Origin of the sequence: Methylocella tundrae (assembly GCF_038024855.1) — a bacterium.
Classification (GTDB): Bacteria; Pseudomonadota; Alphaproteobacteria; order Rhizobiales; family Beijerinckiaceae; genus Methylocapsa; species Methylocapsa tundrae.
In genome coordinates this window covers 1,437,070-1,459,430 of sequence record NZ_CP139089.1, presented here as the reverse complement: position 1 = coordinate 1,459,430, position 22,361 = coordinate 1,437,070, and the positions used below count along the sequence as shown (strand labels likewise).

Annotated in this window: 21 protein-coding genes; 8 read left to right on the top strand and 13 right to left on the bottom strand. The window is 61.2% G+C overall.

Going from position 1 to position 22,361, the window contains the following annotated elements; genetic code table 11:
- Positions 1–15 precede the first annotated feature (15 nt).
- The 6 genes from SIN04_RS09305 to SIN04_RS09280 all read right to left on the bottom strand — a co-directional run bounded on the left by SIN04_RS09305 (position 16) and on the right by SIN04_RS09280 (position 3,229).
- A complete protein-coding gene (locus SIN04_RS09305; protein ID WP_134488552.1) occupies positions 16–456 on the bottom strand; it encodes a DUF1330 domain-containing protein in 441 nt (146 codons plus the stop codon).
- Positions 453–1,121 (bottom strand): DUF2239 family protein, encoded by a 669-nt coding sequence (locus SIN04_RS09300; RefSeq protein WP_134488550.1) that lies wholly within the window; start codon positions 1,119–1,121, stop codon positions 453–455. The genes SIN04_RS09305 and SIN04_RS09300 overlap by 4 nt, the downstream gene beginning before the upstream one ends.
- Before the next feature lie 165 nt (positions 1,122–1,286).
- Positions 1,287–1,625 carry a TfoX/Sxy family protein gene (locus tag SIN04_RS09295; RefSeq protein WP_134488548.1) on the bottom strand — a complete coding sequence of 113 codons (339 nt, stop codon included), beginning with the start codon at positions 1,623–1,625 and terminating at the stop codon, positions 1,287–1,289.
- An 8-nt stretch (positions 1,626–1,633) separates the two neighbouring features.
- Positions 1,634–1,999, bottom strand: a complete 366-nt coding sequence (locus SIN04_RS09290) for a nuclear transport factor 2 family protein (RefSeq protein WP_134488546.1) — start codon at positions 1,997–1,999, stop codon at positions 1,634–1,636.
- The gene (locus SIN04_RS09285; protein ID WP_134488543.1) at positions 1,989–2,537 is read right to left on the bottom strand and encodes a TetR/AcrR family transcriptional regulator; all 549 of its coding nucleotides are present in this window, start codon (positions 2,535–2,537) and stop codon (positions 1,989–1,991) included. The genes SIN04_RS09290 and SIN04_RS09285 overlap by 11 nt, the downstream gene beginning before the upstream one ends.
- Positions 2,538–2,686: 149 nt before the next feature.
- The gene (locus tag SIN04_RS09280; RefSeq protein WP_134488541.1) at positions 2,687–3,229 is read right to left on the bottom strand and encodes a TetR/AcrR family transcriptional regulator; all 543 of its coding nucleotides are present in this window, start codon (positions 3,227–3,229) and stop codon (positions 2,687–2,689) included.
- Positions 3,230–3,318: 89 nt separating this feature from the next.
- Between SIN04_RS09280 and SIN04_RS09275 the strand changes: the two genes are divergently transcribed.
- The 3 genes from SIN04_RS09275 to SIN04_RS09265 all read left to right on the top strand — a co-directional run bounded on the left by SIN04_RS09275 (position 3,319) and on the right by SIN04_RS09265 (position 6,158).
- Entirely contained in the window at positions 3,319–4,842 is a 1,524-nt protein-coding gene (locus tag SIN04_RS09275; RefSeq protein ID WP_244605743.1) for an MFS transporter, read from the top strand.
- Between the two features lie 23 nt (positions 4,843–4,865).
- Positions 4,866–5,420: a GNAT family protein gene (locus SIN04_RS09270; protein ID WP_341264391.1), complete on the top strand. Its 555-nt coding sequence runs from the start codon at positions 4,866–4,868 to the stop codon at positions 5,418–5,420.
- Positions 5,421–5,624: 204 nt separating this feature from the next.
- On the top strand, positions 5,625–6,158 hold the full coding sequence (locus tag SIN04_RS09265) for a GNAT family N-acetyltransferase (RefSeq protein ID WP_134488537.1): 534 nt from the start codon (positions 5,625–5,627) through the stop codon (positions 6,156–6,158).
- Between the two features lie 325 nt (positions 6,159–6,483).
- Here SIN04_RS09265 and SIN04_RS09260 read toward each other — a convergent pair whose 3' ends face one another.
- The 3 genes from SIN04_RS09260 to SIN04_RS09245 form a co-directional block, all read right to left on the bottom strand.
- Positions 6,484–6,960 carry a GyrI-like domain-containing protein gene (locus tag SIN04_RS09260; RefSeq protein ID WP_423136024.1) on the bottom strand — a complete coding sequence of 159 codons (477 nt, stop codon included), beginning with the start codon at positions 6,958–6,960 and terminating at the stop codon, positions 6,484–6,486.
- Between the two features lie 742 nt (positions 6,961–7,702).
- A complete protein-coding gene (locus SIN04_RS09250; RefSeq protein WP_134488533.1) occupies positions 7,703–8,359 on the bottom strand; it encodes a response regulator transcription factor in 657 nt (218 codons plus the stop codon).
- Positions 8,360–8,405: 46 nt separating this feature from the next.
- Positions 8,406–9,797 (bottom strand): histidine kinase, encoded by a 1,392-nt coding sequence (locus SIN04_RS09245; protein ID WP_134488531.1) that lies wholly within the window; start codon positions 9,795–9,797, stop codon positions 8,406–8,408.
- Between the two features lie 423 nt (positions 9,798–10,220).
- On the opposite strand from SIN04_RS09245, the gene SIN04_RS09240 reads away from it, so the two are divergent.
- The 5 genes from SIN04_RS09240 to SIN04_RS09220 all read left to right on the top strand — a co-directional run bounded on the left by SIN04_RS09240 (position 10,221) and on the right by SIN04_RS09220 (position 16,847).
- The gene (locus SIN04_RS09240; RefSeq protein ID WP_341264390.1) at positions 10,221–12,119 is read left to right on the top strand and encodes a methanol/ethanol family PQQ-dependent dehydrogenase; all 1,899 of its coding nucleotides are present in this window, start codon (positions 10,221–10,223) and stop codon (positions 12,117–12,119) included.
- A 123-nt stretch (positions 12,120–12,242) separates the two neighbouring features.
- The gene (locus SIN04_RS09235) at positions 12,243–13,988 is read left to right on the top strand and encodes a quinoprotein dehydrogenase-associated putative ABC transporter substrate-binding protein (protein WP_134488529.1); all 1,746 of its coding nucleotides are present in this window, start codon (positions 12,243–12,245) and stop codon (positions 13,986–13,988) included.
- Positions 13,989–14,069: 81 nt separating this feature from the next.
- On the top strand, positions 14,070–14,633 hold the full coding sequence (locus tag SIN04_RS09230) for a c-type cytochrome (RefSeq protein WP_134488527.1): 564 nt from the start codon (positions 14,070–14,072) through the stop codon (positions 14,631–14,633).
- 4 nt (positions 14,634–14,637) lie between these two features.
- A complete protein-coding gene (locus tag SIN04_RS09225) occupies positions 14,638–15,882 on the top strand; it encodes an ABC transporter substrate-binding protein (RefSeq protein WP_341264389.1) in 1,245 nt (414 codons plus the stop codon).
- A complete protein-coding gene (locus tag SIN04_RS09220; RefSeq protein WP_134488525.1) occupies positions 15,864–16,847 on the top strand; it encodes a PQQ-dependent catabolism-associated beta-propeller protein in 984 nt (327 codons plus the stop codon). Before SIN04_RS09225 ends, SIN04_RS09220 begins: the two co-directional genes overlap by 19 nt.
- A gap of 25 nt (positions 16,848–16,872) precedes the next feature.
- Here SIN04_RS09220 and SIN04_RS09215 read toward each other — a convergent pair whose 3' ends face one another.
- The 4 genes from SIN04_RS09215 to SIN04_RS09200 all read right to left on the bottom strand — a co-directional run bounded on the left by SIN04_RS09215 (position 16,873) and on the right by SIN04_RS09200 (position 22,305).
- The gene (locus tag SIN04_RS09215; RefSeq protein ID WP_134488523.1) at positions 16,873–17,493 is read right to left on the bottom strand and encodes a response regulator; all 621 of its coding nucleotides are present in this window, start codon (positions 17,491–17,493) and stop codon (positions 16,873–16,875) included.
- Positions 17,490–18,851 (bottom strand): sensor histidine kinase, encoded by a 1,362-nt coding sequence (locus SIN04_RS09210; protein WP_341264388.1) that lies wholly within the window; start codon positions 18,849–18,851, stop codon positions 17,490–17,492. The genes SIN04_RS09215 and SIN04_RS09210 overlap by 4 nt, the downstream gene beginning before the upstream one ends.
- A gap of 167 nt (positions 18,852–19,018) precedes the next feature.
- Positions 19,019–21,433, bottom strand: coding sequence for a TonB-dependent receptor (locus tag SIN04_RS09205; protein WP_134488517.1), 2,415 nt, complete (start codon positions 21,431–21,433; stop codon positions 19,019–19,021).
- Between the two features lie 527 nt (positions 21,434–21,960).
- On the bottom strand, positions 21,961–22,305 hold the full coding sequence (locus SIN04_RS09200) for a hypothetical protein (protein WP_134488515.1): 345 nt from the start codon (positions 22,303–22,305) through the stop codon (positions 21,961–21,963).
- Positions 22,306–22,361 lie beyond the last annotated feature (56 nt).

The following is a 22,361-nucleotide window of genomic DNA, read 5'->3' as shown; positions in this document are numbered from 1 at the left end:
CGCGCTTTCTCCGGATCAGGTCGGGAACGGCAATTCGGCGAGGGGAAGCAGGCGTGAGTCCTGTAAGGCCGCGGCGCGATGGCCGAGGCCCGCCAGATAGGCGTCATGGCTCGCGAAGGCGAGGAAGGCGGCGACGCTCGTCTGGCGGACCAGCATCGCCCTGTCCCATCTCTCGCCCTCCGGGCCGATCAGGAACGGCCCGCCGGCGCCGAGAAACACGACGTCGCCGCCGCTCACGCGCAAGAAGGGCAGCGTGTGCCTGAAATACCGATCGAAGGCTTCGGCGCCGCTGATCGGCGCGGCAGGCGCGAGGTCCGGATGGGCTGTGTAATCGGCGACCTCCCGAAACCGCAGCAGGTTCAGCATGACGACGGGACCTTCGAGGCCGCGCTGCACGAAGAGCCGGCCGGCGCTCTGCGTCGGTTCGAGGTGCCCGATGCCGGCGGGCGCGGTCATGGCGTTTCCTTTCGGTCGCTCTCCGAGGTCGGGGCATCCGGCGCGCCGAACGCCAGCCGCAGGGCGTGCGCGCGGATGTCGTGCGGCCAGTCGGCGATGCGGTGTTCCAGTCTCAAGCGATCGTTGGCGAAGAGCGCGCGTGTCGCTTCTTCATAGCCGGGCAGGTCGCCCGCAATCGCCTGCATGAAGTGATAGGCGGCCTCCTGCGCCGCCCGTCGTGCCTGCCGCTCCCCGCCGTTGCGCCGGGCGTCGTCCACCAGCCGTCTCAAGACGGCGGAGGCGCCGCCCGGCTGGGTGGCAAGCCAGTCCCACTGCTTCGGCAGCAGGGTCACCTCGCGGGAGACGACCCCCAATTTAGGCCGCCCCCGGCCGCGCGCTTCGGTGCCCTCGTCCTTCGCAGGCTCGGCCGGCTCGGTTGCCGGAGGTCGATGGCGTCCGACGAACGTCTGAGGCGGCCGAGACAGTCGTTCGATAATCTCGGCCGTGCTGCCCCTCAGGTCGAGATCGACGACGTGGCCCGTCGTGTCATCGAAGACGAGGATCGCGTTCGGCGATCCGCCTTCGGTCGCGGTCTTGACGGCGAGAGCGACCTCGACCAGCGGGCCGGCGAGCAGCAATCGGTGGCCTTCGAAGGCCGTACAGGGTTTTGACAGCAGGTCTGACATTGAGCGCGCACCGGAAAGACAACGGCACATTATTACCCGGATCAAAATTGTCGTCAATATTACCCGGATGAAATTACACTCAAGTCCGACGTCACGCACGAACCGCTGCGACCTGCACTGACTTGCCAGACTGTCTTGAGGTGGCTCCACGTTTGGCCATGCGGATCATCGGCGATGAACCGAGCGGGCGGCCCTGAGCGCATCCGCTGCCCAGCCGGACAAGCCTTCGGGGTCGTCGAGGATCTCGCCTGGCGCCTCGTAATAGGCCGCGACCGTCACCTGCCCGGAGGCGCCGGCGTAGGTGAACGGCGCGCAGCCATGTCGTTCGAAGGCGCCGCGATTGACCTCGTCGGCCTTGAGATAGAGGACGCCCTTCATGACGAAGCCGAACTGAACCCCATAGGCCCGCAGGCTCGCGCCCCCGAAATACCGGTGCACGGAAATCGGGCCGAGCCCTTCGATCCTGGCGGCGTACTCCTCTGCAAGCGCCCGCTGCGACGTCATGTCAAGGCTCACGCCATGGGGGCTGACGACGTCAGCGGGAAGAACCCGCTGATCTCCTTCAGGCGCCCCTCGGCATCGTGATGGGCAAAGCTCGCACCGAGTTGCAGCACGGCGCCATCCACATTCTGGAGCGCCCATCGGGCGAGAGACCGGCCGTTGTGCGCGATCACCTGGGTGATCCGGAAACGGCCGCCCGGCACGCTCTGCTGGAAGCCGGTCATGTAGTCGGACAGCGCGGCCCGGCCCCTCAGCGGACCGTTCGGATCGCAGTAGCTGGCGTCGTCGGCGAGGCATTCCTTCAACTCGCTGTCCCGCCGCGCCGGGTCGGACGACCAGATCGCGGCATAGCGGGACCAGAGCTCTTCAGCATCCATGGTGCTTCTCCAATGTCTCGAAATGCTGCGTGATCATCGCTTCGAGCGTGGCCTTGTCGTAGCCGGCCCGGATCAGAACGAGGATGCCCTGATAGAGCGCGAGCAAGGCGACGGCCTCAGTGTCGTTGCCGCCGAGACGATCGGCGAAACAATCGCGGAGGACGGCGAATCCCTCGGTTACGAAACCAGGCTGATCCTTGCGGCCGAATTCGACCGCGCTGTTGGTGATCAGGCAGCCGGACGAGCCTCCGTCCGGCTCACGCAGGAGGGACAGGAACAGCCGCCGAAGGCCCGCGATGCCCGCGCCCTCGGGCGCATGATCCTCAATACGGCGGGCGAGGACCGTCCGGTTGTAATGGGCGGATGCGGCCTCGAAGAGGCCCCGCTTGTCGCGGTAGCTGTTGTAGAGGCTTCCGGAGGTCAGGCCGGTCGCCTCCTCCAGATCGCGCACGGAACTTGCTGCGAAGCCGCGATGGCGGAACACGTGCATCGCCCCGGTCAAGAGACGGTCTTCGTCGAAGGTGCGTGGCCGGGCCATTTCCGGGGCCTCCATTTCACAACGTTCATTTTATAATACACGTTATGAAATGAGGTCAAGCCCCTTCGCGGAGGGAACAGGTCCGTTCCCGCCACGGCCGCGGGGGACGACCGTCTTCGTCTTCGCTCCAGACTGTGTCTGATGCCGGCTTATCTTCTCTCCAGCAGGCGCTCAAAGACGCTCTCCACGTCGTCCAGAAAGGCGCTCCATTCGCAGTCTTCATCTATGCCGGTCATGCGCAGCAGGAAGAGGCCCTCGACTGCCAGCAGCGCGACCCTAGCCGCCTGCGCATCGCTCGCTCCGCCGCTCAGGCGCTCGAACATGGATCGGTACCACTGGCGGGTTTCAATGACGTTTTGCGGGTTCTGGATGTAGGCAATCATCAGCCCGGCCATTTTGGCGTTCATGGCCGCCTGCGAGCTGCGCATGACCTTGATGTAGTTTCGGACGAGATCGGCCGGCGGAACGCCGTCCATTCCACCGAGCAATTCGTCGAACTGATGCGTCCATCTCTCGATCAGCGCGCGAACCAGATCGTCTTTCGATGAGAATGAGTACTGGACGCCACCCTTCGAGATGCCGGCTGCCCTGGCCAAGGCATCGATTGTAAGGCCGGCTGCGCCTTCACTGCGAACGATCCCGTCCGCGATTTCGAGCAACCCCTCACGCGTGATCGTCGGCTTTCTGCCCAAATCGTCGCTCCTTCACCGCCGACGGCTATTGAAATCCATACGTATGTATTTATATCAGCAAACGCAATCCTTGTGCAGGGGAATGGTGAATGATGTCGTCCGCTTCTCTCCCGGCCAACCGCTGGCTTGTCCTCGTCGCCGTCATGCTGGCCTTCCTCCCGGTGGTCCTCGACATGACGATCCTGCATGTCGTCATCCCGACGTTAACGCAATCGCTGAATGCGTCGGGCACCGAAGTGCTGTGGATTATCGACATCTACCCGCTACTGATGGCAGGGCTTCTGGTCCCGATGGGCACACTCGCAGACCGGGTCGGCAACCGTAAAATCCTGCTCATCGGCCTTGTCACCTTCGCAGTCGCCTCGGCATGGGCCGCCTTTGCCCAAAGCCCCGCCATGCTGATTGCCGCGCGCGTGCTTCTGGCTCTGGGCGGATCGATGATCATGCCGTGCGTGCTGGGCCTAATCCGCAAGACCTTCGAAGACGACGGCGAGCGCGCCATGGCTCTCGGCCTTTGGGGCATGGTCGGAGCCGCCGGCGCCGCGGTCGGGCCGCTCGTCGGCGGCGCTCTTCTGGAGCACTTCTGGTGGGGCTCGGTATTCCTGATCAATGTGCCGGTCATGCTGGTGGTCGCGCCGGCCTGCTATGTCCTGCTCCCGCGCGTCGAAAAGACGACGCCCGGAAAGTGGGCGATCGGCCAGGCGCTGCTGCTGATCGTCGGCATGATATCACTCGTCTATGGCATCAAGGCCGGGTTCGGCGGCAAGCAGCCTCTACCGATCATCGTCCTCGTCATTGGCGTCGGCATTGCGGCTCTGACACTGTTCGTACGCAAGCAGCTCCGTTCGTCCGAGCCGATGCTGGACCTGTCGCTCCTGTCTCATCCCGCGATCGTCGCCGGCCTGATCATGGCCGTCGTCGCATCGGGCGCGCTGGCCGGCGTCGAGCTGACGCTGGCGCAGGAACTGCAATATGTGCTGGGCAAGACGCCGCTCCGGGCCGGCATCTTCATGATCCCCATCATGGCGGCGGCAGCCGTGGGCGGCCCGGTCGCGGGCTATCTGTCCAACCGGTTCGGATTGCGGCTGGTCGCCACACTTTCGCTTGTGATTTCGGCGGGTGCGCTGGTGTTTCTCGCGCAAAGCGACTTCCACGATCCGGGCTTCCTTGTTCCGTTCGCGCTTGCCATTCTCGGGCTTACGCTCAGCATCGGACTAACGGCCTCGTCGATCGCCATCATGGGGTCCGTCGATGCGAGCAAGGGTGGCGCGGCGGGCTCGCTGGAGGCGACGGGTTATGAGCTGGGCACCGGCCTCGGGATCACCCTGTTCGGCGTCTTCATGTCGAGCGCGTTCAGCCGCGCCATCGAACTGCCCTCCAGCCTGTCGCGGGCTTTGGCCGAACAGGCTTCGCGCACGATCGGCGATGCCTACATCGTCGCCAGCGAGCTTCCGGGTGAGCAGGGGGCGGCATTGATCGAGGCAGGCAAGGCCGCCTTTACCCAAACCCACGCGGTCCTGCTGACGACGGCTGCCGCGGTGATCGCGGCGCTGGCGGTCGTGGTGTTCTTCACCCTGGCCGGGTATCGCAGACTTTCCCGTGCGCATCATTGACCGCCTTTTGAAGAGGTCCGGACATGCAGATCATTGAAACCGAGCGCCTGATCCTCAGGCCCTTCCGGGAGGGCGATGCAGCGGACCTCTTCGCGTATCTGCGTGCGCCCACCGCCCCGTGCTTCCTCTCGCTCAAGCTCGCGGACCTGGCCGAGGCGGAGATCGAGGTCAGGAAACGCGCCATCGACGAGGGCAGCGTAGCGATATGCCTGAAACAAACCGGTCAGCTCATCGGCGATCTGTTCGGCGGCGGCGGAGATGATGAGGAAGACGGAACTGCCTCGGTCGGCTGGCACCTCAACCCGCAATTCGGTGGCCAGGGATATGCGTTCGAAGCCGCCAGGGCGCTGTTCGACCATCTTTTCCGGGCAAACGGCTTTCGCCGGATTTATGCCTATGTCGAGGACCACAACAAGCCCTCGCAGCGCCTCTGCGAAAAGCTCGGCATGCGCCGGGAAGGCGTGTTCGTTGAGTACGTGTCGTTCACCAAGGACGATGCGGGTATTCCGATCTACGAAAACACCATGCAATACGCGATCCTGCGCCGCGAGTGGTTGTCTGGTGTTCCAGCAATTTGACAAGCGCTTGGCAGGGCCGGCATCGCAGGCGCCGAGACGTCGGGCTATGGTGTATAAGCGGCGGTGATCGGCAGGGTGTGTACGCCACCTGGTGGTGATGCGGCCATCGGCGGCAGTCGGCGGCGATTGGGTTTTTGCGGAGCAGAGAAGCGCCGACGCCGATCGAATTCTTCAGGCGGGATTGTGGATCACGAGAGAGGCTGCATGGACGCTATTGAAACGGAGCGGCTTGTACTGAGGAATTTTCGGACGGGGGATGCCGCCGATCTTTTCGCCTACTTGAATGAACCCAGGGCGAGTTGTTTTCTTTCTATGAAGCTCGAGGACATGGGCGCTGCGGAAGCAGAGGCGGAAGAACGAAGCCGAAGCGATGAGTACATCGCCGTCTGCTTGAGAAATTCAGGCAAGCTCATCGGTGACCTGTTCGTCGTGCCCGAAGAGGACACGTTTTCGGTCGGGTGGAATTTCAATGCGGATTTCAGTGGAGCCGGGTTTGCTTTCGAAGCCGCCCGAGCGCTATTTGCCTATCTGTTCACAGTCAAACACGCTCGTCGCCTCTATGCCTACGCAGAGGATCATAACATCGCGTCGCAGCGTCTGTGTGAAAGATTGGGGATGCGGAAGGAAGGGCTGTTCATGGAGTTCGTGTCGTTCGAAGCTGACGACAACGGGGAGCCGATCTTCGAGAATACGATGCAGTACGCGATCCTTCGAAAAGAACGGGAAACGCAGCAGTGAGTCGAGACTCACTGATCCCGCCGCCATTCCATCAGCACCATGCCGCCTAAGCCGCGGTCAGAAACCAGACCTAAGAGGAGAAACGGCAGCAATCGGCGGTAAGCCGTTCGCTTGATCGGCCGTTTTGGCCAAGATGGCGGGCCGCGCCAGAACCAGATGAGAACTACGTCTACGCTATAGCCCCCTAAAGCCACACGGTATGGGTTCCGGCACAAATTGACTCAATCTATCGGCGCTATCTGCCATTCTACAAACGGCCGGGTCTGGTGGGCAACGGCCTGTCCGCGTCTGGCGATCGGAAGGGACAGGCCGCCGTCAGAGAGCGCTATTTCAACGGCAAAAACAGTTCCGCGACCGCCTCATGCTCCGGCACCTCCGGGAAGAAGCTCAGCCGCTGGCAATAGATCGGGAAGTCGCGTGCTTCCTCGCCGCTGGCCGGCAGCCAGTCGCGATAGAGATAGAGTGCGGCGGGCTCCAGATTGTCGGTGTAGCCGACGACGCGCAGCACCGCACAACGTCCGCCGGGGATCTCGCCTTCTTTGATCTCTTCGCCGTTCGCCGCGATCGGTTGATCGGTCCCGACACAGAGGTCCACGCTGTACTCGGCAGGCGGCGCAGGACGTCGCTCGGAACGCCAGGCTTCCACTTCGCTTAGATCCCAGACCACGCATCGGGTCGTAAGGGCAAAGCGGCGGGGGAATTCGCCGCGCTGCTCCATCTCGTAAATAGTCGAGTCGGCAAGCGGCACGATCTGGCGTAGCTCGCCGCGGCGGATGGTCCGTTTGATGGATTGCTCGGGCATCGCGGCCATGACGGTGTCTCCTTGATTGGCGTCTGATGCCGATGGAAACCGATAGTCGCTGGCCCTGGAAGACCTGAGTTGAGTGCGTAGGGCTGTGGGGTGTACTGGCGTAGGAATCGGATGGATGCCTGCGGTTGACCGGGCGCTCAAGGAACGGCGGATGCAAGTTCGCCTCCTTGCCAAGGTTGGGGTCGAGGGTTCGAATCCCTTCGCCCGCTCCGAAATCTCTTAGAGATTTCAAGTAGATAAAAAGCGGCCCTTCGGGGCCATTTTGCTTACATTGCTGCCTTCAATCGACAATGTAAGCTTCCTGTAAGCACGAGAAAGCGTGGGGCCGGATATGGCAGCGGGCTTGCGGATGTGTTTCAGACGCGAGTGCCGCGGTTCCAAGTGCCGCGTAGGAGCCCGAAAGCAGCCGAAACTGCTCTTCTCGCCAGCTCACACCTGTTGAGACAATGATGGATGGGACGTAGATAGGCGCGATTGCGCGTGCCCTTCGTAGCGGAGAAAAGCCGGTCGCCGCGGCGGCGTGAGCTTGACAATGTTGTCAGGGAGGAATTGGCTGGTCGGGAAAAACCCTTCCGGGAGTGGTTGCGGCCTGGGTCCGCGCAACGCCGCAGCGAATTTTGGAAAAACCGACATCGAACAGCTGCTCCTTGACCCAGCTCCGTCGCGCTGCAAGACGCCAGATCGCTAATACCATATTGTGACGATCGGATAATCGGCTGCGCCAGTGCGCAGTTCACGTCGCCGTCTTGACGATCGCAGTGCTTGATCTCAGCTCCACGGCGAATTTGATCAAAGCCGGGGTCGTCGCCAGTCCGAGCTTCTGCTTGATGACTGTGACGGTATTGGCGACAGTCTTGTAGCCGAGCGGAAGCCGAGTGGAGATCTCGGTCAGGCTTTTGCCGTCGCCGAGAAGTTTGACGATCTGCTGTTCCCTGTCACTCAAACAGCGCAGAGGGTCGTTGACCGGCGTCACGTTGATCATTGCCAGCGTCTGCGCAACAGCTTGACCGAGATAGACTGATCCGGCGCGCACCCTGTCGATCGCCTGGAGGATCGTGTTCGGATCGTCATTCTTGGTGATATAGCCCCTCGCGCCTCTTTCCAGCGCGAGCGTTACAAAGTTCGGCGCCTCATACATGCTGAATATGATGACCCTCGTCGGCGGATTGTCGTCCATCAGCTGTTGGATGATGTCGAAGCCGCTGGCGTCGGGGAGGCCCACGTCGAGGAGGATGATATCGGGAGCGAAGGCGCGGTTTAGCGCGAGGCCTGCCGTCGCGGATGAGGCTTCCCTGACCGATATGTCGGCACGGCGACCGAGAATGCGCTGACAACCGTCCGACACGATCGGGTGGTCTTCGATCACCAGCACCTTGACCTTGTCGCTCATATTTCCTGATCCTCGCGATTGCAAATCTTCGCCGCTAATTTGGCGTCTAGGCAGATGCGGTTAAAGGTATGATGGCCTCGACGAGGGCCCCCGCGCGCGATCCGCCGCGGACGTTCAGGCGTCCGCCAGTCTTGCGGATCCGTTCGCTCATTCCGAGCAGACCGAAGCCAAATCGCAAATTCGGCGGCAAGCCGACGCCATCGTCCTCGATTGAAACATGCATGCTGATCTGCCCGTCAGCCCCGGCCGGACGTCCGTCTCTCAGGTGAAGCCATCGCATGGCGATGCGAACGGAGCGCGCCTTCGCGTGACGCGCGACATTTGTCAGGCACTCCTGCACCATGCGATAGGCCGCGAGGCTCACGTCTTCGTTGAGGAGCGGGCTCTCCAGAGGAAGATCAACGTCGCAGGCGACATCGCGATGGGCCGCGCGCCACTGGTTGACGAGGTCGCCGATCGCGTCGACGAGCCCGATCTGATGCAGCGTCAGCGGGCGAATGCGCTCAAGAATTCGATAATTCTGTTTCTGGATCGTATCGACAAGCGACGAAATAGAGGCCGCCCGCGTGACGATTTCCTGCATCCGCTCCTCGCTGGAATCCGAGGTTGCATCCTCGATGATGCAGGCGGCGGCGACCCTGATGCCGAATAGAGAGGCGCCGAACTCGTCGTGCAGTTCGCGCGCTAGCTCCTTGCGCTCGGATTCCTGAATGGACATCAATCGATCGATCAAAAGATGATTGTCGGCCTCGGTGCGGGCGAGGCCGCGCGCCAGCCTGTTGAACTGCTCGCCGATCTCGCGCAGTTCGGCGATGCGAATCTCATCGAGATCGTCGAATTGCCCGCGTTGCAAACGGCTCAAGCCGTCCATCAACTCATTCAGGGGCTTGAGGGTCTGCCGCGCCGTCAATGCGATCAATATCACGATCGATATTGAAATCGCGCCGAGCAGTCCGGTCAGGAAGATGAGGCTTCCCCAGATCTCGGCTGCTTCATCGGATGGCCTCGTCGACATGACGAGCTCGCCGCGCGTCCGGCCATTGATGACGACAGGATAAGATTTAAGCGGCTTTGCGGCTTGGAATAGATTCAAGAACCAATCCGGGGCCAGCGAAGGAGTCGCGCGTCGCGGCGGCGCGTCGCGCCGATCTTCAGGGTCGGCGATATAGCTGACCGAGATGTGTCTGACCCGCGACCGTTCGAGCTGCAACTGCTTCAGCGAGGCCTCGGGATCGGAGGAGGCGCCGACGTTATCCAGCGCATATTCGATGAGAACGCTGCCGAGACTGACGCCGGACGCGACTTCAGAATCGATGCGGCCCTTTGCGTTGGAGAGCGTGACAAAAATGGCGATGACGATGCCAAATCCCAGAAGGACTGACGGAATCAGAATGAGCCGGGTCCGCAAAGAGGCGCGCGCTCGAAGAAAATTCGACATCTTTCACTCCGTCCCGGCCGGTCGACGACAACCACGGCGCCAAACATCATGAGGCATTTCATGGGACTCTAACAGCAAGAAAAACTCCCGATATGCCGTGACATACTCCAATACAATTTAGCAAAAAGCAGCATATTTCAGCTTACGTAACGCTGAAATTCAGAAACGTCATTATTGCCGGATCCATATCAGGGCGCCGCTTCGTAATCATACATGCAGAGTCGTCTGCGGCATGCCGATGAACTGCATTCAACTGGAGAACGGGAAGTTTTTCCCGCCATTTCGGGAATTCCATATCTATCGCCGAAGCCCCATTTCGATATGTTGCCTACGCAACAAGATCGAGACGCAGCGTTGGCGCCGTCGGGCGTCAATAATGATGCGATCCCAACGATCTCGTGATCAGGACCGGGAGGGACATAGATGAGTTGGCGGAAACATTTGCTGTGCCAGGCGGCGCTTGCCGTTTTGGCGATAGCCTCGCTTTCAGCCGTCGGCGCGAGGGCGGGCTCGGACGAGGAGATCGTCCGGAATAGCAAGAACCCGGACCTCTGGCCGGGCATGGGGCAGAATCTCGCGCTTCAGCGCCACAGCGATCTCAAAGATCTGAACAAGGACAATATCGGCAATCTGCAACTGGCCTGGTCGCAATCGACGGGCGCCTTGCGCGGTCACGAAGGCCAGCCTGTTGTCGTCGACGTCGACGGTAAGCCGATGATGTTCTTCGTCAGCGCATGGCCGAACATCGTCCAGGCGCTCGACCTCAGCAATCCCGACAATCCCGTGCAGGTCTGGTCCTACAATAAAGGCACGGACCGCGATCTCTCCGCCGTGCCGCGCGCCTGTTGCGACGTGGTAAACCGCGGCGTCAATTATGCCGACGGAAAAGTCTTCTTCAACACGCTTGATGGTTTCCTTATCGCGCTCGACGCCAAGACTGGCAAGGAAGTGTGGGTCGTCAAGCACGCCTTCCCCGAGCACGGCGAAACCGTGACGAACGCGCCGCTGATCGCCAAGGACAAGGTAATCGTCGGGTTCGGCGGCGATGAATTCGCGGCCCGCGGCCGTCTCGAAGCTTATGATCTCGCGACAGGAAAACTGGCTTGGAGCTTCGAGAGCAACGGGACCGACAAGGACGTCGGCCTGACGCCCGACACCAACAAGGCGCATCCGGAACATGGCGTCTACGGCAGCGATATCGGCCTTTCGAGCTATCCGGGCGATGAATGGAAGCGCGGCGGCGGTTCGCCCTGGGCCTGGTACAGCTACGATCCGGAACTCGGCCTTGTTTACGCCTCGACTGGAAATCCGGGCAACTGGAGTCCGACGACGCGTTGCGGCGCCGACACGCAAGAAGAGTGCAATTCCGGCAAATGGGACAACAAATGGTCGATGACCATTTTCGCGCGGAAAGTCGATACGGGGGAAGTGGTCTGGGCCTATCAGATGACCCCGTTCGACCAGTGGGACTATGACGGCGTCAATGAGAATATTCTGGTCGATTTTCCGAATGTCGACGGGAAGCCGGTCAAGGGCCTGGTTCACTTCGACCGCAACGGCTTCGCCTATGTCCTCGACCGTACCGACGGCAATCTGCTGCGCGCCAATAAATTCGTCACGGTCAACTGGGCTGAGAAGGTCGACCTGAAAACCGGCCGTCCCGTGAAAGTGCCGGAACATTCGCCGTTCAAGATCGGCGTCAATACGCAGGCATGTCCATCGGCCATGGGCGGCAAGGACCAACAGCCAGCCTCGGTCGATCCGAAGGATCCCACCAATTTCTATGTGCCGACCAATAATTGGTGCATGGAGGACGAGCCGCAGGCCCGCACGCATACGCAACAAGGCACGGTCTATGTCTTCGCGAATGTCTATATGTATCCAGAGAAGCCCGGCGTCATGGGCAAGCTCAAGAAGTTTAATGTGCTGACCGGAAAGACGGAGTGGGAGATTCCCGACGCCTATCCGAACTGGAGCGGCACGCTCAACACGGACGGCGGCCTCGTGTTCTACGGCAGCCTCAACGGCGACTTCCGCGCCGTCGACCGCGCCACCGGAAAGGTTCTTTGGCAGCGCAAGCTCGGCTCTGGCGTCATCGGAAATCCGATCGCCTACAAGATCAAGGGGCACGAATATGTCTCCGTCCTCTCGGGCATCGGCGGCTGGATCGGTCTGCCGGCGGTCGCCGGACTCGATCTCGACGACAAGTTTGGCGCGATCGGTTCGACGGCTTTGACGAAGGTCGGTGGGTTCAACAAGATTCCGCAAGGCGGGACGCTCTACACGTTCCGCGTTCCGGATAAGGCGGCGTCTACTCAGTAGCGCATTCCTTTCCTCCGCCGGACTGACACCCTGCAGCGTGCCCCAACTCACCGCAGGGTGTCTTTTTCATTGTCGGCGCTGGACGCGCTGCCTCCATCGACCCTGGTTGAGCGAGCCGTAAAAATGAAGACCGCAATATGTTCGTCACTGATCGGCATTTTGATGACGCCCTTGCTTGCAAACGACGCTTTCGCCCAGGCCGCGCCTAACAACAAAGCCTTCGAGGAGTTCACGCAAATCGAACGCGACGCCGCGAGATCGGCTGCGCGCAAAGCGCATTTCTCTTCGTTCCGCGTTTGTGGCGATCCCGGCAACATGCCCTTCTCCAACATCAAAGGAGAAGGCTTCGAGAACAAAATCGCGGAGGTCGTCGCCAAGGCGCTCGGGACCAGCGTCTCCTATTTTTGGCGCCCCTATATCGAGCGCGGCATGACGCGGCAAACTTTCGACACCAACGACTGCGACATCCTCATGGATGTGCCGGTCGGCTATGAGTCGGCGCTGACGACCGCTCCTCTCTATCGAACGACCTATGTCCTCGCCTCCCGCGCGGATCGCGCCTACGATTTCAAGAGTCTGTCTGATCCGCGGCTTAAAAAGCTTCAGGTCGGGGTCTATGAACTCTCGGCGTTGCGGCAATCGCTGGCGGATCACGGCATCGTCAGCAATGTTCATGTGCATGAAGTCACCCACGACGGCGATCTCGTGGAGGAGCACCAGCCCTGGTGGCAGGTCCAGGAGGTGGTCGACGGCAAGCTCGACGTCGCCGCTGTGTGGGGACCATTCGCCGGATGGCTGAAGGCAAAGGGCGCCCCGCTGACGCTGCAGCCGACCAATCTGTTGGATAACGTCATTCCTATGGAGTTCGAAATGGCCATCGGCGTTCGCAAGACCGACGCGATCGAGAAATACGCGATCGAGGACGCCCTGAACGCCCATAGGGAGGAAATACGCAAGATCCTTGAAGACTATGGCGTCCCGCTGGTCGAATGCGCCAATTGCCTCGTCTCCGGGCCCGTGAGGGCGCATGGCATCTATACGGCGCCAACCGTCTCGGCCGAAGAAATGACCAGGCTGCGCCGCGAACATCCCGTGGTGACGCGCGAGCGGCTCGATGGCTGGCTTGCCGATGGCGCCGATGTCGATCGCGAATTCGATGATGCAATCCTCGCCGCTGATAATGACCGCGTCGCCTATCTTCTGACAAAGGGGGCCGACATCAACAAGAAAGATCCGCAAGGCTATACGCCTTTGGCGGCGTCGGTTCGCCTCGGATCATTGTCGACGACGCTATTTCTTCTCGATCATGGCGCGCGCGCGGAGGATCCCGACGGCGACGGGTGGACGCCGCTTCTGCACGCTGTCCTGCGTAACGATGCGCCAGCGATCGAGGCCCTTCTCGCACGCGGCGCCAGCGTCGAGACGCCGGCGCCTGGCGGCTACACGCCGCTTTCCATCGCGATCGAAGAGAAGAAATACGATGCGGCCAGGTCTCTGATCGCCAAAGGAGCTAAGATTGACGAGCCCGTCAACGCCAAGAGGCTGACGCCGCTCATGATCGCCGCTAGCGATCCGCCACCGAGGAGCGCCGCCGCGAAGCTGACGCAAGGCTCGAACTCGATCGACGTCGCGCGCGAACTTCTTGCGAAAGGGGCGAATGTCAACGCCGCAAGCGCCGAAGGCGTGACTCCCCTGATGATCGCCGCCGCCCGCGACAATGCGCCGATGGTCGGCCTTCTGCTCCAGGCCGGGGCGAAGGCCGATGCGCGCGACGCAGCCGGCGAGACGGCGCGCGACGCAGCCGCGAAGAATGAAAGCGGATCGGCGACGCGCTTGCTCGATCTGTTGGCGAAGTCGTCGACTAAATGAAGCTCTTCGCATTGGCCCGTAGGACCTGTGACGTCCGCTCCCGGCCTGGTAAATCTTCCTGCAAATAATGGAATCGAATAGATGATGAGAAGGGCGCTGATTATCGCCGCGGCTTTGATGGCGGTTTGTGGAACGGTTGACGCCGATTCGTCAGGCGGGGCGCCCACCGGGGGCCCTGCCAACCAGCGCCAACCGTCGGCGTCAGATCTTTCGAAAAGCCCCTCCGCTTTGCTTCCGAAGTCGCCGGTCACGGGGAAGTCGCCGATTGACGTCGTGGCGTCCGGTCCGCTCGCAACAATCAACAATCCATTTACGGGGCAGGCCGATAAAATCGAAGCCGGAAAGGCGGCGTTCCAGGGCAAGGGCTGCCCAGGCTGCCACGGAGGGAACGGCGGCGGCGGCATGTGTCCCCCTCTTACGAACGACGTGTGGGTTTACGGCAGCGACGACGATACGCTGTTCCGGCTTGTCACGCTTGGCTCGGAAGGCCTGCAGAAAAAGGGATTCGTGCGCATCGGCATGGAGAATATCGTCGGGCCGATGCCGCCGTTCGGCGAGCTTATCAAGAGCGACGAGGAGCTGTTCGAGATCCTCGCTTACATCCGTTCGCTCTACAAAGGGGCTCCGAACCGGATCAACTGGTGATCTCATGCATCGCAACCTCAAAAGTGCGGCGGGAGCGGCGTTTGCGCTGTTCTGGCTGCTGGCGCTCCAGCCGCTCTCCTCTGCTTCCGCCGCGGCGGTCGCAGAAGGCGCGGCGGCGCCATCGGGCGTGGCCCCGCTGACAATCCTTTATCTCGCCGGGGATTATCCCAAGGCGCAGTATCTGTCCCTGCTGCAAACAGAACCCGATGATGATGGCGAAGCGGGCGCGCGCCTTGCCTTGAGCGAGATCAATTTGACCGGCAAGTTTGTCGGGCGCCAATATGCAATGGACGTCGTGCATCTGAAACCCGGCGCCGTCGTCGCCACCGAGGCGAAGCCCTTGCTCGCCCGGTATAGCCTCGTGATCGCCGATTTGACGGCGCCGGATCTTCTTGCCGCGGCGAAAACGCCGGAAGCGAAAGACGCCATCATCCTCGACATGCGAACGAGCGAGGATTCCCTGCGTCAGGAGCAGTGCGCGCGAAACATCTTCCATCTGCTGCCGAGCACCGCGATGCGGGCCGACGCCCTCGCTCAATTTCTCGTGGCGAAGGGCTGGCGCCGATGGCTTCTCCTGCGTGGCGCGGGGGGGGCGGATGCGGCCTTCGCCGACGACATTCGTCTTTCCGCCGCGCGCTTTGGCGGCAAGATCGTCGAGGATCGGCGCTATGCTTACGATGCGGGATCGCGCCGGGTCGATACCGGCTATCAGCAAATCCAGACGCAGATGCCGCTGGCGACGTCGAACGCGCCGCCCCACGATGTGGTTGTGGTCGCGGATGAGGCCGACCTCTTCGGCGACTATCTGCCCTACAACACGTTCGAATCGCGCCTCATCGCCGGCACGCAGGGGCTCGTGCCGGTCGCCTGGCACCCGGCATATCAGGAATATTCCGCGCTGCAGATGCAACATCGCTTCGAGATCGCGGCTCATCGTCCGATGACGGAGCGCGATTATGCCGGCTGGCTCGCTATTCGCACGATCGGCGAAGCCGTGATTCGATCCGGCAAGACGGACACGAAAAGCCTCGGCGATTTCCTGCGCGGGGATGATTTCGGAATCGCGGCCTTCAAGGGGCAGGCGCTTAGCTTCCGTAGATGGGACCAGCAATTGCGGCAACCCGTGCTCCTCGCAACGCCGCTGATGGTCGTTTCGATGTCGCCGCAAGAAGGCTTTCTACATCCGAAGTTCTTGACCGATACCCTTGGATATGATGAGCCGGAAACCAGATGTCGATTTACACAATGAGGCTGGCGTTCGCCTTCATAGTCATCGCGGCGCCAATGGTCGACGCCAGCACCGCTCGCGCCAGCCAGATCTTCGTGTCGAACGAGCGTGACAACACGGTCACGGTGCTGGACGGTGCAACTCTATCCATCGTCAAGACGATTCCGGTCGGCGTTCGCCCGCGCGGCATCGTCATCACGCCGGACCATCGCGAGGTTCTGGTCTGCAACGGGGATTCAGGCGACATCTCCGTCATCGACGCAGAGCGGCTCGAAGTCTCACGCACGATGGACTCCGGCCCTGATCCAGAAACCCTTGCGCTGTCGCCGGATGGCGACATCATCTATGTTTCGAATGAAGACGATTCGATGGTGACGATGCTCGAACGGGCGAACGGGACAGTCCTGGCGAAGGTTCCGGTCGGCATCGAGCCAGAAGGTCTCGCCGTCAGCGCCGACGGCAAGACCGTCGTCGATGTCTCCGAATCGACCAGCATGGCGCATTTCATCGACGTCCCGTCGAGGACCGTCGTCGCCAATGTGCTCGTCGACACGCGCCCGCGCGTCGCTGTGTTTTCGCCGGACGACAAGGATGTCTGGGTGACGTCGGAAGTCGGCGGAACCGTCGCGATCATCGACGCCGCCACCCATAAGGTCAAAGCGAAGATCGGCTTCGAGCTGCCCGGCGTGCGCAAGGAGCTGATCTCGCCGGTCGGCCTGCGATTTAGCCGCGACGGCAAGACGGTCTTCGCCGCGCTCGGCCGCGCCAATCGCGTCGCGGTCATCGATGTGGCGAGCTTGAAGGTGGTGAAATATTTGCTCGTCGGCGACCGCGTCTGGCAGCTCGCGCTCAGTCCCGACGGCAAAACGCTTTACGCCTCGAACGGGCTTACCAACGATCTCTCGGTCATCGACGTCGCCGCGTTGAAGGTGCTGCGCTCCGTGCCGGTGGGACGCTTGCCCTGGGGTCTCGCGATCAAGCCGTGACCGGCCCGGCGCCTGATGCGAGGCGTCAGCTCGCATGCATCTCGACAGCGAGCCGGATCAGATCGCTCGTGTGCTGGACCAGAAGCTTGTGTTTGATCGTGGTGCAGGCGTTGGCGACGGTCTTGTAGGAGATGCCGAGGGTGTCGGCGATGGCGGAGAGGTTCTTGCCTTTGGCCAGTTGCCGCATGATGTCGAGTTCGCGCGCCGACAGCGCCTTTGCGGGATCTTCGGAGCCGAAGACATTCAGCGCGAGATCGGCGGCCAGTTCTCGCTCGACGTAACGGCCGCCGGCCATCACCTGGCGAATCGCTTCGACGAGTTCCTCGGCGCTGGCGCTCTTGCTGATATAGCCTTTCGCGCCCGACCGTAGCGCGCGCGCCACATAGAGCGCCGTCGTATGCATCGAAAAAATCAACACCCGCACGCGCGGATCCTCGATCAGAAGGCGTTTCAAAAGATCGAGCCCGCCGGCGCCTGGCAGGTTGAGATCGAGGATGACGACATCGGGGCGTTCCGCGCGAAACATCAAGAGCGCTTCCAGCGTCGTCCCGGCCTCGAGCAGGACGACCGCGTCGACGAAGACAGAAAGCAGGCGCCTGACCCCTTCACGGACCACGATATGGTCGTCGACCAGCAGGAGCTTCATGTCAGGCCACCCGCCTTGTCGCGTTCAATGGCGCGCTCCCTCGACGGCGGCGGAAGCTCCGCCTCCACGATCACCCCCCGGCCGCCGGGCCGATTGCGAACGCTGACGGCGCCGCCGACGGCGCGCACCCGCTCCCTCATTCCGGCAAGCCCAAAACCATTCGTCGAACGATCGTCCGGGAAGCCCGAGCCGTCGTCCTCGACGGTTATCAGGATGTGCGATTCCGCCATTGCGACGCTGACGTCGACGGTCGACGGATCGCCGTGCCGGATCGCGTTGCTCAAGCTCTCCTGGATGACGCGGAAGGCGATCGAGTCGAGCGGAGCGTCAACCTGGTTTTCGGTCACCTCCACGTTGAAGCGCACCTCGGGGCGCCGAGCCTTCCAGAACGCGACGAGATTGTCGATGGCTCCGGCGAGGCCAAGGTCAAGCAGCGCATCCGGCGCAAGGCGACGCAACACATTCCGCAAATGCTTCTGCATATGGCGAACCGCCTCGGATATGGCGTCTGCGCGAGGGCCGGCCCTGCCGCCCGCGCCGGTCTGGAGAAACTGCCGTATCATGGCGGCGTCCGCACCAACCGCGAAAAGAAATGGCGCGACCTCGTCGTGCAGATCGCGCGCAAGCTCCGCGCGTTCCTCCTCCTGCAAGCTCAGAATCTGCTCGTGGAGGACACGGTTTTGCGCGCTCATTTCCTCAAGCCGCGCCGCCATGCCGTTGAAGCCATGTCGAAGCGGCTCCAACTCGCGATAAGGCATTGGCCGGATCCGTGTCTTATAGTCGCCCTCGCCGATGCCCAAAAGCGCGCTGCAGACAACTCTTAAGGGCTGTAAGGCGCCCCGGATCGTCCAGAAGACGAGCCCAAGCACCATGCTGAAGAAAACCACCATGATCGTCAGCAGGAGCCGAAGATCGCTCCAGGCTTCGGCGACCTCGTTATGGGCGTCGGACTCGAGCGCGACGGTGCCGACGGAACGAAACGCGGCAGGTAGATCAAGGTCCGCCTGCAGGGGCGGGGCTGCAGCGACAAGGCGGTAGAACCAGTCGGGCGCTGGATCCTCCGGGCGAAGCAGCTTGGATTGCGCCAGTATCCTTCCATCGGATGCACGAAGAGTCGCCCGAAGGTGGCGGTCTCCCGTAAAGTCATCGACGACGAGCCGCAGGCGCTTGGCGGGGTCGATCGCCTCTTCGCGATCGTCGACCGCATTCCCCGCCGTATGAACGCCAACAGACAACGCGGCCTGCATTTCCGTGCGGATCTTGTCCAGCACATGCTCGTAGGTGAGCGCTGAGCCAACCAGAAGGCTCAGCAAAAGCACAAGCGTCATCGACAGGACAAGGCGGCTCTGGATCGACACGAGAACCTCCGTCTTGAGGCCTGGACGAGGCGGCGCGCCCGGATCCGGGCGCGCCGATAAAGGGAAACAGGCCAAGCATGTTACAACGCGCATCTTTCCACGGGAAAGAGCAGAAACAAGTCATCGATAGCGCCGCCTTGGCGAAGCGAAGCCGCTTTCCCCATAGCCTAGAAAGTCACCTTTACACCGGCGTAAAGCGAGATCGGCTGCGCCACGGTAATCGCTCGCGCATTGCCAGCGCCACCATTCGCAGGATTGTTGTTGAACAAGGTTTGATTTACGTTTCCGCCGGTCGTGTCAGTGCCGTAGAAGGTCCCGAATGTGGCGTAATGGTTGTTCGTCACGTTGTTGATCAAACCAAAAATCTGAACGTTCTCGTTGACCTGATACGTGCTGCGGAGGTTGACGTAGTAATAGGCCGGAAGCTTTTGTTGCTGGTTGGCGTCGTCGCCGACGTAATATTGGCTGCCGACCAGCACGGTCTCGGCGGTCACTTTGAGCTGAGGCGTCACGGCGTAGGTGACGCCGAGCTTGGCGAGGTTGCTTGGAATGCCGGGGATGCGATCGCCGGGTTTGACAAAGATATTCCCGTTAGCATCGGCGGATGGGTTGTTTGGCGAGGAAAACGTGGCGGAGAATTGGTAGGTCGCGTCGACGTGGGCATAGTTGGCGTAGAAATTCAACGGCCCGTAGTTGTATTGGAGGCCAAGTTCGGCTCCCTGCCGCAAGGTTTCGGGAACATTGGTGAAGAAGCCCTGTCCGGAGATCTGGCTCGCCTCGTTCACGATATCGTTGGTGCTGACGATATGGAATACGCCGGCATTATAAATCAGCGTGCCGTAGCCGTTTGGAATGACCAGCGTACCGCGGGCGCCGCCTTCCCATGTGTGCGAAACGACCTGCTGGAGCGGCGGGTCGGAGACCAGCGCCGTCTCGAGAACGCAGGGTAGGGAAGGATTGGAGCACTGGCTCTCAAGCGGCGTCGGCGCCCTGTTCGCTTCCGAATAGCCGCCATAGAACGTCAATGCGGGCGAGGGTGTGTAAGTGAAGCCAATGACCGGATTGATGCGGCTATAGGAGTTGTTCGTGTTATTGTCCGGCTGCTCTCCGCTCGCATCGGAGAGGCCTATATTGGCGACGTTGTATCGTGCGCCGGCGGTGACCGCGAACTCATTTGTTATGTTCAGGGTGTCAAGTGCGAAGACGCCGAAATAGGTGGCTTGCGCATGGACCCAGACAGGGGCGAAGCCGACATTGCCTTGCGTTTGAAGGATCGCTTCCGAGCCAGGAAATCCGAGGTAGAGGTTTTGAAAATTGGGATCGAGGACGCCCAGCGTCGTTGTCGACGAGAAATGCGTGTAGCTTTGATCGACGCTGCCGCCGACGACGAAATAGTTGTCGTGACCGAGGATCTTCTCCTTGTCCGTGAGCTGCTCCTGCGTGCCGAAGGTCGATGTGTGCGTCGCGGTGAACGCCGTCGTTCCATAGGGGAAGCTGTCGCCGAGGTAGGGGATTGGCTGGCCGTGGTTCGTGAATTGGTAATCGTTCGGATTAGCGCCAGCGAACCCGGTCGTGGGCAAGCACGCATTTCCTGGCGTTCCCCCCTGATCGCCGCAATCGGCGATGTCCGCGTCGTTGCCGTCGATATGATATTGGTCGAACTGCCGGAAATAGAAATTGCTGGCGAGCGTCCAACTCGGCGTGAGGTCGAATCGGCCCGTGATCTGCGCCAGACCAGACTGGTTGTTGGTCGTCTGAGGAGTCGTGAAAACAGAATTGTACTGTTGGTTAACAAGGACCTGAGGCGTCACGCCCTGAACGCCAAGCCAGGTGCGGCTGAAGGCGCCGATCGCGTGGACCTCGGAGTCTTGGGTGCGGTAGCCGATGTCCACGTAGGCGCGCTGGAGATTTTGCGCTCCAAAGGGCCGATATCCATCGTCGCGCAACGCGTCGGTGGCGAAATAGACGCTGTAGTCGCCGTATTGCTTTCCATATTGCAGAGTGCCGTAGACCCGGCCGTAGGATCCGCCCATCAGAGAGGCCTCGCCGCCCTGATAGGTGAAGCCGTTCTTCATCGTGAAGTTGAGGGCGCCGCCGAGCGCATTTAGGCCGAAAATCGGGTTGTTTGTATAGACGTCGGCGCGATTGATCGCGATCGGCAAGATGAGATCGAGATTGACGCTGTCGCCAAAAGCCTCGTTGACGCGCACGCCATTCTGGTAGATCGCAAGCCCCTGTGCGGTTCCCGATATGCGGGACGCATCAAAACCGCGGTAGAAAAAGTCGGGGGAAAGATCCGTGCCGTCGACATTGATGCCGATCGCGGCCGGAACGTGATCCGTCAGGGCGTCGGTTACGGCCGGCGATTTCTTGTCCTCGAATTGCTGTCCCGTCACTGTGGATATGAATCCCGGCACCTTGTTGCGGTCGATGCCGCTAGCGCCTGGAATGGGCGTCGGAGATACGACATCGACCTCGGGCAGGGCCACGCTCGGGATGTCCTGCGCCCGCGCCGCATGAATGAAAACCGCGTTTCCAAGCACAGTCGCGGCCACGAATGACCAAGCCCTGCGAATTCTCATGGGATTTCCCCCGATCGGAGTTGAGGCGCTGTCGCCAGTCATCGACCGGCCTGGCTCAAACGCATGATTTGTCTACAACCGGGAAGAGTAAGAGCGGCGGCGGAGAGAGCAACTACAAAAATGGATGCCGTCTAAAAAACGAGGCCAGGGTTGCTTCAATGTCACAGGCATCGATGGTTGCTGTGATATTTTGTATTTATGTCTGGACATTTTCTACCTTCACGTAGACTTTTAACCTTGGAAACTCAGATCGTTTCCAACAGGTCGTTCCGAAAACCGGGTTTGAATTGGCTTAAATCTCCGACCCGGTGCGGTCACATACAGCCGCATCCTGGCGTGCAGGCCCGGCGGAGCGCCTCAGTAGAGTTGCCCGACTCGACTCGATCGCAAATAGCGGGGCATTGCATCGAGCCGCTTAGGGCGCACAAAAATGCTCGGAACCCTGCTCACTTGGGTTGACGGCGAGCGGCCTCGTAGGCGCCATTCCTTACGTCATAGTCGTTAGGCCTCGTCGGCAGCATCAAGCCTCACTTCGAACAGTCAACAAGATCCCTGTCTTCGATCGAAAACACCTGGCCCGCTTCGACAGAGAGGTTTTTCGCTCGGCAAATGCGGCCGCCCGCAAACCCGATCTTGGCGTCATACTGGTCGGTTTCCACATCGGCGACTTTCAACCGTTCGTCATGATCCACTTCGGCATCCTTGTCGTTCAGACATTGATTTTCGCCGAATTGTTCCGTGCCCGCAGGCGCAAGGCGGAGTTCTTTCACCGTCGATGAGGTGAGGTTCCAGAACCGCGTCGGTTTCCCGGCGCCCAGCGCCGGCGCGATGGAAACCAGCGTGACTGCTATTGTGAGTTTGATTAGACGCATGTTCGACCCTTCGACTTTTCGTGCCCCATTTTGCCCATACTGCCGCGGATCGGTTT